The sequence below is a fragment of the Idiomarina rhizosphaerae genome (genome assembly GCF_024159085.1).
GTDB classification, from domain to species: Bacteria; Pseudomonadota; Gammaproteobacteria; order Enterobacterales; family Alteromonadaceae; genus Idiomarina; species Idiomarina rhizosphaerae.
The window spans coordinates 224,959-238,871 of record NZ_JAMZDE010000005.1; the positions used below are offsets into that span (position 1 = coordinate 224,959).

Genomic DNA, 13,913 nt, shown 5'->3' on the forward strand with positions numbered 1-13,913 from the left:
GAAAGCGTTTATACGGATTAGTTCCGATTTGTGCCAGAAGCCAACGTTAGTGCCTGGATAACCGGTACCCAATTAGCGCGTTAGGAGGAGACCCATCAGGCCCGAGCGCATTTGATGCACTTGCTATTTTTTACTCTTGTCCTGACGAGGGAAACTGATTGGAACTCTGAATTTGAGGCGAGACATCGACTGACTGTTTTCTTGCGACTTGCCTTGCGCGCCGAGAGCGAATACTCCCGCAACTACACCGATTCCTCCTCTACTTTCTGTTCCCTCAGCGGCAGTTACAGCGACATCGAATTCGATAGAATGAATCAGGTTTCCGCTTTTATCCCAGCCGATAGCTAAATTCGTCCCACCTGTTTGTGACTCTGTAAACACGTTTTGGACATCGGGGACAATCTTCGCGTCATCCGAACTAAGCCTCCCCTGTGCCTCAACGATGCCGTCTACTATTTCGAAAATACTCTCCGACACAAAATCTTTTAAGTTCATTTTTAGCCCCCCTTTTATCTAACATAATATTTGTACATTGTGCGTGAGAAAATTGTAACTGTTAAAAGCGTCTAGCAAAGTCTGAGACGTCTAGCTTACTCAATAGTGAATACAACATAGATCGTTGCAGAAGCTGTCATCTCGCCAATTTCAAATATTTCGCCTGGAGTCGGTGGTGGAACCCTATATCTTTTTTGAACAGAAGCGTAGTTAGATGATTGCCCATATATATGTTGAGACGGTATTAAAGTGTATGAATTTTCTTCTCTTGTTTTAAACTCAGAAATCGAGTGTACATCTTTCACCTTTTTGCCATTCAAGCTGGCTAGCTGTTCAGCTTTTTCTCTTGCGTCTTCAAGTGCTTTATATAGTACTTCTTTTTTTACTTTTCTCGGATTTTTGACTTTTACTTCAGCATTCAGCTTACCTGAAATTCCTGAGTCTACTAAAGTTTGGTTTAGTTGATGATAAAGGGAGATATCTCTAAGGGTGATATCAATATTTCTCGAAACGCTAGTGCCTTTATCTATTTTCTCCCCATCTTCGTATTCGAAATGAGGAGATATTTGCAACGGTGTGGTTTTGATATCTTCACGCTCTATACCGATATCTTTGGCGGTTTGTATAAGTACCACGGATTTTTTATCAACTTCGCTTTTTGCGAGTGAAGCATTAAGATCGTGATGCTCAACATATGTGCTGATAACAATGATTTCAGGCTGAATTTTCTTTTCAGCGTATCCTTCGACGTAAATATGTGGACTCGTCGGTATAACAGAACCCCACGAAGAAAAGCTTATTATAAGAAAGAGGAGTAAAAAATTTTTCATCAGACTAATTCCTTTTAAAACCTTGATAATTGGCTAAGTGTATAACGCTTTGCCACTACACACCGCCTTGGTTTGTTATGTGTGCGCTGTGAAAGTGTTTTTTATCTGTTCATTTGAATTCAACTCGGTACTCAACATACATACCACAATCCTCACCATATGAGACTGACAAATAATTATCTTTTGCTAGAAAGGATTTAACGGCATATACCGAGTGAATTGTTTTATTACTACCTTTCCAGGTGCCAAGTGGCATACCAAAGTCATGATCCATTTTTGTCGCGTCGTAAGCAGGCTTGCCTTTGAAAAGCCAGATATGCTTAAATTTTTTACCATCCATCTTGGCAGGAACGGATACCTCAACCATGTACCCGTCTTCATCTTTTTGAGTATCAATTTGAATGAGCTCTTTATATTTATCGCTCCAGTCATGAACTGCGCCCTCTGAAATGACGCAAGTTCTTGCAACAACACTAGACGAAATAGAACATACACTTATAAATAGCACTACCATTGCAAGCCGCTTCGTACCCAAAATCATGGCTGACGATTCCTCCAAGAGAGCATAATATGCGTATGGTTTGTGTGCGCGCTTTTTAGCTCGTCCAATCGATAGTTGCCGGTTTTTTAAGCTACTGATCAGGCCAATATTTCGGCCTGGAAACTCTCTGGACAAGAAATTCAATTTGACCATGCTCAGTTGCCCTTTAACAGACGTAAAATATCTAACTTTGATTTTTGTTATGGAATTGACAATAAACGACTTAAATACGCAACACAATAACAAAACACGCAATACCGCTGAGGTAAGTGTGCCGTGTATCGTTAGCATCATCCACTCTTATTAATCAAAGGATGACTAAACACTAGTTAAGGTAGGTAGATAGATAGATAGAAACACCTACAATGCCAAACGTCCGTTTCTCGTTCACAACGGATTTGTCGCTTAGTGCCTAGGCCGGATGTCTAAAGTGTCTTTTATGGTAATCTGAAGAGATTAAGTAGCATATGAGCGTCTGGCAGTATTTGGGGTCTCAGTTTCCCAAAAGGAATTGTGAGTGAAACTATTATCTAGACTTATCTTTCTGTGTTTAGTTTTGGCAATTTCAGCATGCTCTGACAGCTCGCAGCAAGCTGATCGTGACTTTCAGCCCCATGGTAGTACAACCAGTTTGATCTCAGATGCGAGCCCGCTGGTCATCGTTGATGAAGCACACAATAATTTTCTTACCATTTCAGGTCGGTATAAACCTTTCGAGCAAGTTTTGTCGAACAATGGTTATAAGGTCAGGTCGAATACTAAAAGTTTCACATCAGACCGTTTGAATAGAGCCGATATTCTAGTAATTGCCAATGCACTAGATCGTAATAGGAGTGACTGGCAACCACCGTTTGGCAGTGCATTAGATGATGATGAGGTTAATAACATCAAAAAGTGGGTTAGTGATGGAGGCTCACTTTTGTTAATCGCTGACCACACCCCGTTTCCAAAAGTTGTTGAAAATCTCGCACTCGCCTTCGGTTTCGAATTTACTAATGGGCATGTTGGGTCTTATGTATTTCGGAGTGCAGATAACACTCTCGCTGAGCACCCGATTACAACCGGTTCGAGCAATAATTCGTCACGAGAGCCACTTATGCCAGTGTCTACGAAAGCGTTGAATGAGAAAAGCTCACCTTTCGGTCAAGTAACGCAAGTAAAGACTTTTGGCGGATCTGCATTCAAAGCTCCTAATGAAGCAACGTCATTGTTAACAATTGGGCAGGGTGCTGTATCTATAGAGCCGCTCATACCATTTCAGGTTACTTCGTCGACACCTCGAATATCAATGAATGGCTGGAGCCAGGGAGCCGTTCTAAAATTCGGAAAAGGGCGTGTAGCCGTATTCTCTGAGGGTATGATGTTTTCGTCACAACTGGATCTTAAAACAGGTAAAAAATATGGTTTAAGAGCCGTTGGAGCTGAGCAAAACGAACAATTTCTACTCAATATCCTGTTTTGGCTTTCGAGTGCTAATTAATCGCGAAACGAGCTAGTTTTCAGGGGTTTAATCGATAAAAAGATACTAGATTGAACTTCCGCTACTCGCTCACAACAGACTTTCAGCTTCGAGCCAGTAGCGAAATATCAAAATTACCAATAAGAACAACTAAGTTTCACAAACTTTCTTAGGAAGTTTTGAATCAGACTTCTGTAGTTTCAGACCAAATACAAAGCGAGTAGGATTATAAGGTCTGATTAGGTAGTGATATATCCCCCAGGTCACCACAACGGTGCTAACCGTGACCAAAGCAAATTTGGTAAACCAGTGCCATGTCAGTGGTACCAAAAAATACACGGCTATGAGGGTTACGGTCTGATGCAAAATATAGAAGGGATAAACCGCTTCATTGCAGTAAGTGAGGAAACGGTTGGAAAAAGTTAAATAGCATCGACCATAACCCAATACGGCTAATATAATCATCCAGCTTGAGCCGACGTTAATAAAGTCGTACAGGTAGTTAATCAGACCAGAGTCAGGTACTTCCAGTATGTTAAATAACACCAGATAGCGTATTGCGAAAAGTCCAATACCAGTCACCAAAAAGGTGCGACGGGAATCAAGTAAAACTCTCCAATACTTCTGGTTCGAGCAAAATAAGAAGCCAATAAGCAATATCATTGTCAGCACGCTGAAGCGGGTCCAGTCGCCAATCAGGTACTGGTCAGTAGGCGGAAAAATAGGCGATAGAAACCAGTCGGCCGCAACTATAGGCACTGCGAGTAAATGAATGCCGTACGGGTGGCAGGTAATACGGTACAGCCAGTTCAACCGACCTTGACTATTTTTCTGCCGTATCCAGCTAAACAGTGGCAACAGAACAATAATACTGGCAACCAGGTACACAACGAACCAGAGGTGATGCCATGAAAAATTACCTTCTGGGTAAATTCCATCAAAAAAACGAGGGTAAAATTGCCAGTAAGATAGAGTCATCCCCTCAGTCAACCGCTGCACATATATCTGCGGAGGAACGACCACCAGAATGCCAAATATAAGTGGCAATAGCAGCCGTGTAGCACGCTCCTTAATAAACCGTACTATTCCCCGACTATTCAGGCTAAACCAGATCCCCGCCCCTGAAATAAGATAAAGCAAAGGGATACGCCATTGATGAGGAAAGTACATCAAATCAGTTAACCACTCACTTTGCTCCGTATTTTTGATATGCCAGCCCCAAGTATTAAACGCCATCCCAGCATGAAAAAGTATCAATAAGAAAAACGCCAATACCCTTAACCAGTCCAGCTCATAATACCGCTTATGCTCGACGTTCATTACCTGACTCCTGCCTACATCGTAGACGACAATTTATTAACAGGCTTTGATAATGGCATTCAGTAAGTAGGCCTACCGCCAGTTTGTGACCAGTCGCAAAACTATGTGATAAGCAGGTTAAGGGAGGATAAAAGATCGCAAGGTGCGATCAATCAAGAAAATTTCGAAAAGAAGGCGTCGCGATAATGGCGACTCAATTTGACCGTGTTTCCATCGCTCATAGTAAGTTGATAGTCGCCTTTAAATACCGCTTCAACCTTACGTACCTCGTCCAGCTTAACTGAAAAGCTGCGGTGAACCCGAATGAAACGAGAATCTAAACGGGAAAGAAAATTATTCATTGTATCGCGCTCGATAAACTTACCGTCTTCGGTATGCAGCTCCAGATAGTTGCCCATGCTGGCAATCCAGTTAATGCTAGAGATGGATAACGGCAACATTCGCTCACCAGTTCGAATCAATATGCGCGGCGCGTGTTGGGGTGACAGATTTTTTGCTAAAGCCAGAAGCTCTTTGCTCGGTATTATAGCGGGCTTATCAATACGCGAGTAGGCTCGCTGTATGGCGACGTCCAACCTTTGTAGAGAATAAGGTTTAAGTAAATAGTCGACAGCAAACAGTTCAAAGGCTCTTATAGCATACTCGTCATAAGCGGTAACAAATATAACGGGGAACCTATCTCCAATCTCCAGTGCCACTTCAAGCCCAGTCATTTCCGGCATATGAATATCAAGCACTAAAATGTCGGGCTTCTGCTGCTCAATCAGCTCCATTGCTTCAAGCCCATCTCTTGCCTCAATAATGCCATGGCCTGGCGCTAGTTGACCTAACATGCGCTTAAGCTTTTCCCGTGAAGGGGCTTCATCATCAGCAATAAGGATCGTCATGCCTCTGCCCTTGTGGCGGGAAACACGATCTCCAACCGTGCTCGATTATGACCGACATCGAGCGTCAACTCTCCCTCGTCGCCGTACAGTAATTCCAGTTGCTTCTGGACACTTTTTAGGCCAATACCTAAAGATTCTGATGCCGGTTCAGCAGTCGGCAGGGTATTGGTCATCTCAATATGAATATTTCCTTCATGCATTATTATTTTCAACGCGATTGATACTTCACCACGGCTGCGGTGAATGGTATGCATCACCGCATTTTCCAGAACAGGTTGCAACAACATCGAAGGTACATTCTGATGTAGTAAATCATCCGCTATGCTTTCCTCATAATGGATTTGAGAGGGAAACCGTTTTTGTAGGATAGCCAAATAACTATGCAAAATAGTCATTTCCTGTGACAACTTCACTTGGGAGGTTTCTGACTGAGCCAGATAGTAACGAAGCAAGTCAGACAGCTGTTGTAGAAGTCCTTCTGCCAACAGAGGATCTGTCACTATTTTTTCCGAAATCATATTCAATGTATTGAAAAGAAAGTGCGGACGCAGCTGAGACTTAAGCTGCAACAGTTTTACGCTGCTTAATTCGCTTTGCACTTGCATGCTTCGCTGTTTCTCTTCCCCTCGCTTTAGTTCCTCCTTCCGATAAAAAATGGCGAGTACCATAGATAGATAAATCACACCGATACGCGGCCACTCCAACAAGATTCGCTTTGAGAAATGCTCGTTGAGCCACAGATAGTGATCCATGCCATAGGGTGCGGGCAGATTGGCATAGAATGGATAACGAACAATATCCATCAACACACATATCAGCAAAATAACAAAAGGTAAGATAGCAATATGCCGCAGCCATTGGCCAAGTGTCGACCAATGACTAAAATAGGGCAACTCGTAGTATTTTTTTACTAACGGAAAAATCAGCCCGAGCAGATAAGCCGCGGTCATCTCCGTATACCAGATAACCCACCAGGGTATGTCGCTGTCTGTTTGTTCCGTCGTTCTGGCTATGCTCAGGTAAACGCCCAGAAGGGTCCATATTAGCCCATAACGTAAGGCACTTTTCCACGAACTAGGCATAAAATGAACTCTCAACTTTATCAGACTTAAGCCATATTAAGAGAACAGCCTTATTGATCAACTTAATTGTGACCAGACGCAAAATTGAGGGATTAGTAGCATAAAGTGCATTACTAATTTCCGCTTCGAGCGAACAGCGGAAGTTCGATTCATCCGTCGCTCGAAAACTCATTGCGTTGCTTTAGTTAAATCTGTCGATTAGTATCAAGCTTTGCCAGCCAATATTTGCACACGAGGTTGTGATGGAAATAGAAGTAGTAAGACCAAAACAATTTGCTGATATTTTTCGAGACTATCACTTGCTGGTAGATGGGAAAGAGGCGGCTGTTATAAAGCGTGGTGCAACACAAACAATAACTTTGCCTGAAGGTAGTAAGACACTGAAAGCTGTAGTTGATTGGTGTTCGAGTCCTGACTTTGATGTTAATGATATTCGCTCTGGAAAAATCGTAGTAAAGAACTCATTTGGCTCTAACTTTTTCAAGTCTCTATTTCTGCCGCTGTATTACATTTCCTTAGGTAAAGAAAGGTACTTAAAGATTGAGACCGGCATATGAAAACTCAGCGCACCTTGCCTGTGTAGCTTACTCGAACTTCCGCAATTGGCACAAAGCCGAAGGTCAGCAATGAGCAATGACCAATCATACGATTAATGTCTACTGACCACTCCAATTTCACTCGATCAATTAAACCACTACAGTGGTTTGCCGTCGTTACCAAGAAAGACGGGCGATAACACGCTTCTCGTCAGAGAGCAGTGAAAACGACCAGCCGTTGTGCTCACACAACCGTTGCACAATACCTAAACCCAGACCATAGCCGTGAGACGACGTCTCAGTCGGCGTGTGCCGCTCATCAGCGTCACTGCTCACCTGATTGGTGACCAGGAGCTCGTTCTGTTTAATACGAACCGTGATGGGCCCTTGACCGTCGAGTGTGTGCTCGAATGCATTTCGTACCAGATTATTGACGGCGATAGCGAAAGCTTGCGGGTGTCCGCAGACAATGGGTTTTGCGTACTCGTCAATTTCAACATCAACGAACTTGCCGCTCAACAGGTAGCGCTGCTGCTCTACCGCCTGGCTCACCAGCGGCATCACTAAAAACATTTCATTATACAATCCATCGTCGGTTTCACGAGAGAGACACAAGAACATTTCAATCGTGATTTTCATGTCGAGCGTTGCACGCCTCACTCGATTTAACGTCTTCACATCAGTCGCTGACAGGTCGCTTTGCTCAAGCAACTCGAGCGCACCGGTTATTACCGTGATAGGTGTCCGCAACTCATGGCTGGCTGAACTGGTAAAGTATCGCTCCCTTTCAACAAAGGCACTGATACGCTCAAGAGTCTTCTCAATGGTTCTGGCGAGCAGGCCTACCTCATCATCGCCAAACCGAGTGGACTCTATACGTTTATGATCTTCTGCCGATAGTTGCTCTGGATTGATGTCCGCGACTACTTTGGCGAGCTGTGCAACCGGGGCGACAGCTCTGCGCATTACAACAATCCCCAGCCCGAAACCAAGAGTACCGAGCGTACCCACGACACCAGTAATAACAAGCAGCCACCACCAATCTTCCGACGACGCAGCCTCAATTCCGGCAACATCGAAAACCACAAAAGCGTGTCCCTGTTCATTACCGGTAGAGATCACCGCGACATGTAGCTCTTCTTTCTCGAATTCGTACACTCCCTCCTCGGGGTTTGTCTGCGCCCACTCCTGAAGTGATTCCGGCAAGTTACTCGCCCTATCGTATCCGCGAAGGTGTGTTGGCATTGAGGGATAACTCTCGATAGCATGCTGCAGTTGACGCGTCATAACACGGTCTTCGCTCAACTTAATCGCAGCGAAGAACGCGAATCCCCAGACCACGCTGAGCACAGCAACACATATCGCAAATGCAACGGCGACACGCGTGCGCAAACTGTGTCGATACATTATTGGACGTCCTCTGTAATTCGGTACCCAATGCGATGCACTGTATGAATTAAATGAGTATCAAATGGCCTATCAATAGCCTGCCGCAGCTTGTACATATGCGAGCGAAGGGCATCACCATCAGGGGGTTCGTCAGCCCACAACAACGTCTCTAGAGCATCGCGGGTCACAACCGACGGAGCTTCTTCCATCAATCGCTGAAGGAGTTTCATGCCAGTAGGGTTGAGATCAATTCGTCGGCCAGCGCGATGAACTTGCAGCGTAGATCGATTCAGAGTGAGCTCTCCGACCGTTAACAGGTTATCGGTCTTTCCGTGACTGCGTTTGTAAAGCGCTTGCAGTCGCGCATGCAGCTCTTGTAATGCAAATGGCTTAACCAAATAGTCATCGGCTCCCGCCTCGAACCCCTTAATTTTATCGTCAAGCGTGTCTCTCGCCGTTAGCATAAGAATCGGCGTTTCCAGCTTGCCATCAGCGCGCAGCTTTTTGCAAAAACTTAGGCCATCCATCCCTGGAAGCATGAGGTCCAGAACAATAATGTCAAACGGGCTTGTCAACGCCAGGTGCATAGCGCTTATACCATCGTAGGCAAAGTCCAGTATATAACGATGCTTTTCGAGATAAGCGGCAATGTTCCCACAAATGTCGCGGTTATCTTCGACAATCAACACTCTAATCGGCGCCGCACCAAGCACGTTTGTCATCTGCTGTTCTCCTTATCAGGCCCCTTACCAAGCATAATCGAATCGTAAACCAATCAGAGGCTCGGCCTCACTTTCGTCTTTCACTTCAACACCCCGACGGTAGTCAAACTCGGTGTCGTCGCCCGATGATGCAGACGTTACGTTGATGACATCAAGAAAAGCAGTTACATCTACAGGGCCAACTGCGCGTCGATAGTCAACGCGAACATTCAAAATACCGGAACCGCTTTTGCGACCAACATTGCGCTCAGTAATCTCTTTCGAATAGCGCAAAGGTTGTCCGGGCCCCAATACGTCTGAGTGAATAATAAATTCGTCGTCTGGCCTGCCGGAAAGATATTTGTAGCGTCCGGCGACCTTCCAGCGGTCGTTTATTTCCCAGGTCAGCCCGAGGGTAGCAACATGCTCTCGGTTAAACTCGGCGGCTACGTCACCGCGACCGTCTTTCCGGTCGACTTCAGCATCGTTATAAGAATAGGTTGCGGTAGCGTATAGGCCTTCGCTAATCATACCGTTGGCGACAATATCCACACCGTAGGATGTACCGTCACCAATGTTTGCAAAAGTCCCGTTTGCTCGATCAAGGTCTACCACCAGATTGTCGAGATTTTGATAATAGGCTTCAGTCAAAATTGACCAACGTTGGCTCGGGAAGTACTCAAAACCGACACTGCTGTGTGTGATTTCTTCGTTCTCAAGATCGTTCGACTGGTTAGCGGCAAGGTCTAAAAACCGTGGCGACTGATGAAATAACCCAGCACTGGCAAAGTATCGAACCGTGTTACCGGGTCGCCAGTTAACACTGAACCTGGGCGACACTAAAGTTTCGTCGGCAAAGCCGTCCCGCTCAAGCCGCATGCCCGTGCGAAAGTCCCAGTCACCGTACTCAAAAACTTGCTCCACGTAACTTGCTAAGCTCGTTTCTTTCTGACTGAGTGAAGAGTTAATGTTTTCCGGCGTCAATACAATATAACGTTGATCGGGGTCTGGCCTAAAATCATCGTCGTCGTAGACAAATCGATTCCAGTCACCATCTAAGACGGTGTCGTAATCCAAATCCAGTTGCGTGACTCGAATACCAGCACTGAACGCGCCCCATTGATTCAGCATTTCGAAGTCACTTCGCCAGCCAATCTCGGTTTCATCTTCCCCTATAGTAATGATGTCTTCCCGCACTGGAAAACTGGACGCGGGCGACCCCGAAGGCACTTGATCAGGGAATGCTTCGCCCTCAGAACTGGTTTTGTCGCTTTTGCGGTAGTAAACCTTGTTGGTGAAGACACCGGTATCACCGATCAACGAACGCAAGGTAAATCCATACATATCGCTGTCTTGTTCGGAATCTTGAAGCGCTGCATCTTCGAAATTGGGTGATGCGAAAACATGAGTTACGCCACGAGTATAATCCTCGTGTGTATCAATCAGTAAAATTTCCAATGTATTTTTCTGATTAATTGGTATGACCGACTTTACGATGAGGTCTCTTAAAACAGGCTCACCAATGTCGAGTTCATCGATAGTTTCAAACAAATCGCCGAAGTCCAGTCGTCTGGCAGAAACGAGTAATGTCGCGTCTTCTGTGATACCGACAGGACCATCGTAACCCACTTCATAGCCGGCAAGGTCGTAGCGGAAACTTGCAGAGGGGCTTGGGTTGCCATCGGCTACTTCCAGTTTGAGTAGCGATGCCGCCCGGCCACCATAGGCCGCGCCCCACCCACCGGGTGAGAACTCTGCTCCGCTGATAACGTTCGGTGCGAATATCGAGAAACGGCCACCACCGCCGACGTCTTCCTCTTCACCCAGTGTCGCATCAAAGTGCACCGCTTTATCAAAGGGGAAGTCATCAACGAATAGCAAATTGTCTCTTGGACCACGGCCGCGAACACTAAAGCTTGCGAATTCACTTGCGGATGCCAGACCAGGCAACCCATCCAACGAGAGTAGCGGATCTGCTCCGCCGCCCACAGCGCTTCGCAACGCTTCTCTATCAAGATAAGTGCTGGACGCTGATGCGAATGCATCGGTTTGCTGTCCCAGAACAACAACTCTCTCAATTTCCACTTCTCTAAGCTCTAATTCAAGCTTGATATTTTTGCGTGTAATGACGCGTACGCTTGGTTCATACACTGCAGTGAAACCGCTTTTGGCTGCATTCACCGAGTAAAGACCTGGGTCGAGCTGTCCAGCGACAATACGACCTTGTTCGTCGGTTTCGAAAGTTTGCGTGGAAGAGGTTTCTCGTTCCGTAATCGTGATTTGCGCGTTCGAGAGTGGCCGGTCAGTATTTTGATCTTTGACTATAATGGTCAGCGCACCGGGCGCCTCTGCTGCGTAGGTAAAAAATGGAAAGCTAATCAGGAGTGCCCACAGAGCTAACCACGATACCTGTTTGAATTGTCTATTCATATTGTTACCCTCTAAAAACCCACTGTCATTTTTTGATGGATTGCTGCGAGGTTAACAAAGCTAATGTGACTAAAAAGTCGCTGTCATGTGAAAGCTACATCAAAGACATTGTTCTACATTGGTTCGAAAGTAAAGATAGTAACGAACATCATATGTGCCACCAGACAAAGTGTCAGCGCAATGAAAACAACAGGCCACCACGCAGGTAGCCCATTCAACCAACCTTGCTGATGAGCAATTCTGCTGTTTCGCTAAAGCACGGAACAGAGGAGACACTTTGGTACTCCTCTGTCGCTTGAGCTTATGTTAGGCCAGCTTTTGTTGGTGTTGTTGCCGGTATTGCGCAATGTCCTCAATGGTCAGCACAGACATCTTATGACGACGAGCAAATGCAACAACCTCAGGGGTTTTAGCCATGGTGCCGTCAGGGTTGGTGAGTTCACAGAGAACCCCTGCAGGGACTAACCCCGACATCTGCATCAAGTCTACCGTTCCTTCGGTATGTCCGCGGCGAGTTAAGACTCCTCCCGAGCGGGCACGCAGTGGAAAGATATGGCCGGGCCGAGCGAGATCGCTGGGTCTGGCATCAGAATAAATCGCGGTTTTAATGGTGGTCACCCGATCTTGGGCAGAAACACCAGTAGTTACCCCTTCCTTTGCTTCAATTGAGACCGTAAAAGCGGTTTGGTTTTTACTATTGTTTTCGGTCACCATTGGAGGTAAGTCTAGTTGATTGGCTTGTGAGTCGGTCAGGCAGAGACAAACTATTCCGCTACCTTCACGGATCATCATTGCCATCTGAGCAGCCGTAAGGCTTTCTGCCGCATAAATTATGTCCCCCTCATTCTCACGATCTTCATCGTCTAAAAGCAAAACGCCTTGACCTTGACGGAGGGATGTAAGGGCTTGTTCAACACGCGAAATCGGATCACCGAACTCGGAAACTAAAGAAAACTGATTCATGGTATAACTCCTAAAATTTAACCAGAATCAGGGCTGTTTTTGAGGAATTAAAAGCGCCACCAAGCGCCAGGCGGACGCAACCACGCCCACCTCTTATTTGGTGTGTTTGTTCATTCTCTCTCATCCGGACTATCACCGTCGGCTCTGGCATCAGACCAGATCTGCTGACCTCGACGAATCGAGCGCTCGTGGGCTCACTTGGACACTGTCAATAAGCAGCACCATGTCTACCACCGGTGGGGAATTGCACCCCGCCCTGAGAATTTTTAATTACAACATTTCAGTCGACTGATATAGCCAACTGAGCACTGCTATTAGTCAGCAACGCAATAGTTATATTAATCTTTTATTATGAGAGGAGAAAGCGGAATCTGGTGCAATATATGCTGCTAGCTCTTCCGGCTCACCTGAAGGAAACGCTTCTTTTAGAAATTCAAGAAAAGCAGAGACACGAGCGTTGAGTAGCCTGCGTGAAGGATAGAGCGCCCACAGAGCAATTTCCGGGCCTTCCACTTCCCCCCAGAGCTCAAGACGTCCAGCCTTCAGGTCTTGACTAACCAGCGAAATTGGAAGCTGACCAGCGCCTGCGCCAGCACGCACGGCGTCACGCACCATGAGCATAGACGAAAGATTAAGAATAGGATTCACTGCCTGACGCACCTTTGTGCCTGCCGTAATTAAATCCCAGGCTTGCGTTTGCTGGTTGGCTCCTCTTACAACAACAGGAACTGGTTCATTCTCGGAGGGACGTTTCAAATTGGGATTGGCAACCGCCACCAATCTGTCACGCATAAAAATCCGTCCGTAAAGATTTTCATCGATTTCAGGGTTCACTCGAATCACCAAGTCATAACCTTCTTCGACCATATCGACAGACCGGTCTTCAGTAGTCACTTCGAGTTGAACATCCGGGTATTTCGCGGTGAACTCAGCAGCAATTTTGCCCATAGCAATTTGGCTGAACAGCAATGGCGCGCTAATACGCAATCGACCTACGGGACGATCTGCACCAGAAGAAAGGGAATTGAGCGTTTCATCCAACTCTGTCAATAAAGTACGAGTTCTTTCGTAAAGCGCTATCCCCTCCTGAGTTAGCTTGAGCTTTCTAGATCCGCGCTCAAAAAGCCTAAGTTGAAGACTGCTCTCCATCTCCGCAACTCGGCGAGACAAAGTTGCCTTCGGCCGCCCGCTAGCCCTTGCGGCCCGTCCAAATCCGCCATGACGAGCCACCAGGTTGAAATCGGCAATCGCAAGTAAATTCATAGTGTTCCACTATTGAG

Annotated in this window: 13 protein-coding genes and 1 riboswitch; of the genes, 2 read left to right on the forward strand and 11 right to left on the reverse strand. The window is 46.0% G+C overall.

Features of this window, described 5'->3' with window-relative positions; all coding sequences use genetic code 11:
- Positions 1–123: 123 nt before the first annotated feature.
- The 3 genes from NJR55_RS05130 to NJR55_RS05140 all read right to left on the reverse strand — a co-directional run bounded on the left by NJR55_RS05130 (position 124) and on the right by NJR55_RS05140 (position 2,019).
- Positions 124–495 (reverse strand): hypothetical protein, encoded by a 372-nt coding sequence (locus tag NJR55_RS05130; protein WP_253618430.1) that lies wholly within the window; start codon positions 493–495, stop codon positions 124–126.
- 95 nt (positions 496–590) lie between these two features.
- A complete protein-coding gene (locus NJR55_RS05135; RefSeq protein ID WP_253618432.1) occupies positions 591–1,325 on the reverse strand; it encodes an SIMPL domain-containing protein in 735 nt (244 codons plus the stop codon).
- A 109-nt stretch (positions 1,326–1,434) separates the two neighbouring features.
- Positions 1,435–2,019, reverse strand: coding sequence for a hypothetical protein (locus tag NJR55_RS05140; protein WP_253618434.1), 585 nt, complete (start codon positions 2,017–2,019; stop codon positions 1,435–1,437).
- A gap of 364 nt (positions 2,020–2,383) precedes the next feature.
- On the opposite strand from NJR55_RS05140, the gene NJR55_RS05145 reads away from it, so the two are divergent.
- Positions 2,384–3,346 carry a DUF4350 domain-containing protein gene (locus NJR55_RS05145; RefSeq protein WP_253618436.1) on the forward strand — a complete coding sequence of 321 codons (963 nt, stop codon included), beginning with the start codon at positions 2,384–2,386 and terminating at the stop codon, positions 3,344–3,346.
- 129 nt (positions 3,347–3,475) lie between these two features.
- Here NJR55_RS05145 and NJR55_RS05150 read toward each other — a convergent pair whose 3' ends face one another.
- From NJR55_RS05150 to NJR55_RS05160, 3 genes are all read right to left on the reverse strand, one after another.
- Positions 3,476–4,645 (reverse strand): acyltransferase family protein, encoded by a 1,170-nt coding sequence (locus NJR55_RS05150; protein WP_253618438.1) that lies wholly within the window; start codon positions 4,643–4,645, stop codon positions 3,476–3,478.
- Between the two features lie 152 nt (positions 4,646–4,797).
- Complete coding sequence (locus NJR55_RS05155) at positions 4,798–5,532, reverse strand: LytR/AlgR family response regulator transcription factor (protein ID WP_253618440.1); 735 nt, start codon at positions 5,530–5,532, stop codon at positions 4,798–4,800.
- A complete protein-coding gene (locus NJR55_RS05160; RefSeq protein WP_253618442.1) occupies positions 5,529–6,614 on the reverse strand; it encodes a sensor histidine kinase in 1,086 nt (361 codons plus the stop codon). Before NJR55_RS05160 ends, NJR55_RS05155 begins: the two co-directional genes overlap by 4 nt.
- Positions 6,615–6,856: 242 nt before the next feature.
- On the opposite strand from NJR55_RS05160, the gene NJR55_RS05165 reads away from it, so the two are divergent.
- Positions 6,857–7,171 (forward strand): hypothetical protein, encoded by a 315-nt coding sequence (locus tag NJR55_RS05165; protein ID WP_253618445.1) that lies wholly within the window; start codon positions 6,857–6,859, stop codon positions 7,169–7,171.
- Between the two features lie 156 nt (positions 7,172–7,327).
- Here NJR55_RS05165 and NJR55_RS05170 read toward each other — a convergent pair whose 3' ends face one another.
- From NJR55_RS05170 to NJR55_RS05190, 5 genes are all read right to left on the reverse strand, one after another.
- Positions 7,328–8,272: a sensor histidine kinase gene (locus NJR55_RS05170; protein ID WP_253618447.1), complete on the reverse strand. Its 945-nt coding sequence runs from the start codon at positions 8,270–8,272 to the stop codon at positions 7,328–7,330.
- 284 nt (positions 8,273–8,556) lie between these two features.
- On the reverse strand, positions 8,557–9,261 hold the full coding sequence (locus NJR55_RS05175) for a response regulator transcription factor (RefSeq protein WP_275978047.1): 705 nt from the start codon (positions 9,259–9,261) through the stop codon (positions 8,557–8,559).
- A 24-nt stretch (positions 9,262–9,285) separates the two neighbouring features.
- Entirely contained in the window at positions 9,286–11,670 is a 2,385-nt protein-coding gene (locus NJR55_RS05180; protein WP_253618449.1) for a TonB-dependent receptor, read from the reverse strand.
- A gap of 306 nt (positions 11,671–11,976) precedes the next feature.
- Positions 11,977–12,633: a 3,4-dihydroxy-2-butanone-4-phosphate synthase gene (gene ribB, locus NJR55_RS05185; protein WP_253618451.1), complete on the reverse strand. Its 657-nt coding sequence runs from the start codon at positions 12,631–12,633 to the stop codon at positions 11,977–11,979.
- A 108-nt stretch (positions 12,634–12,741) separates the two neighbouring features.
- Positions 12,742–12,901: riboswitch (FMN riboswitch) on the reverse strand.
- Between the two features lie 65 nt (positions 12,902–12,966).
- Positions 12,967–13,896, reverse strand: a complete 930-nt coding sequence (locus NJR55_RS05190; protein WP_253618453.1) for a LysR family transcriptional regulator — start codon at positions 13,894–13,896, stop codon at positions 12,967–12,969.
- Positions 13,897–13,913 lie beyond the last annotated feature (17 nt).

Coding starts and splice junctions, on each gene's coding strand:
- NJR55_RS05135 (WP_253618432.1), bottom strand. CDS start 1,325: ATGAAAAATTTTTTACTCCTCTTTCTTATAATAAGCTTTTCTTCGTGG.
- ribB (WP_253618451.1), bottom strand. CDS start 12,633: ATGAATCAGTTTTCTTTAGTTTCCGAGTTCGGTGATCCGATTTCGCGT.
- NJR55_RS05165 (WP_253618445.1), top strand. CDS start 6,857: ATGGAAATAGAAGTAGTAAGACCAAAACAATTTGCTGATATTTTTCGA.
- NJR55_RS05130 (WP_253618430.1), bottom strand. CDS start 495: ATGAACTTAAAAGATTTTGTGTCGGAGAGTATTTTCGAAATAGTAGAC.
- NJR55_RS05150 (WP_253618438.1), bottom strand. CDS start 4,645: ATGAACGTCGAGCATAAGCGGTATTATGAGCTGGACTGGTTAAGGGTA.
- NJR55_RS05180 (WP_253618449.1), bottom strand. CDS start 11,670: ATGAATAGACAATTCAAACAGGTATCGTGGTTAGCTCTGTGGGCACTC.
- NJR55_RS05190 (WP_253618453.1), bottom strand. CDS start 13,896: ATGAATTTACTTGCGATTGCCGATTTCAACCTGGTGGCTCGTCATGGC.
- NJR55_RS05155 (WP_253618440.1), bottom strand. CDS start 5,532: ATGACGATCCTTATTGCTGATGATGAAGCCCCTTCACGGGAAAAGCTT.
- NJR55_RS05140 (WP_253618434.1), bottom strand. CDS start 2,019: ATGGTCAAATTGAATTTCTTGTCCAGAGAGTTTCCAGGCCGAAATATT.
- NJR55_RS05175 (WP_275978047.1), bottom strand. CDS start 9,261: ATGACAAACGTGCTTGGTGCGGCGCCGATTAGAGTGTTGATTGTCGAA.
- NJR55_RS05160 (WP_253618442.1), bottom strand. CDS start 6,614: ATGCCTAGTTCGTGGAAAAGTGCCTTACGTTATGGGCTAATATGGACC.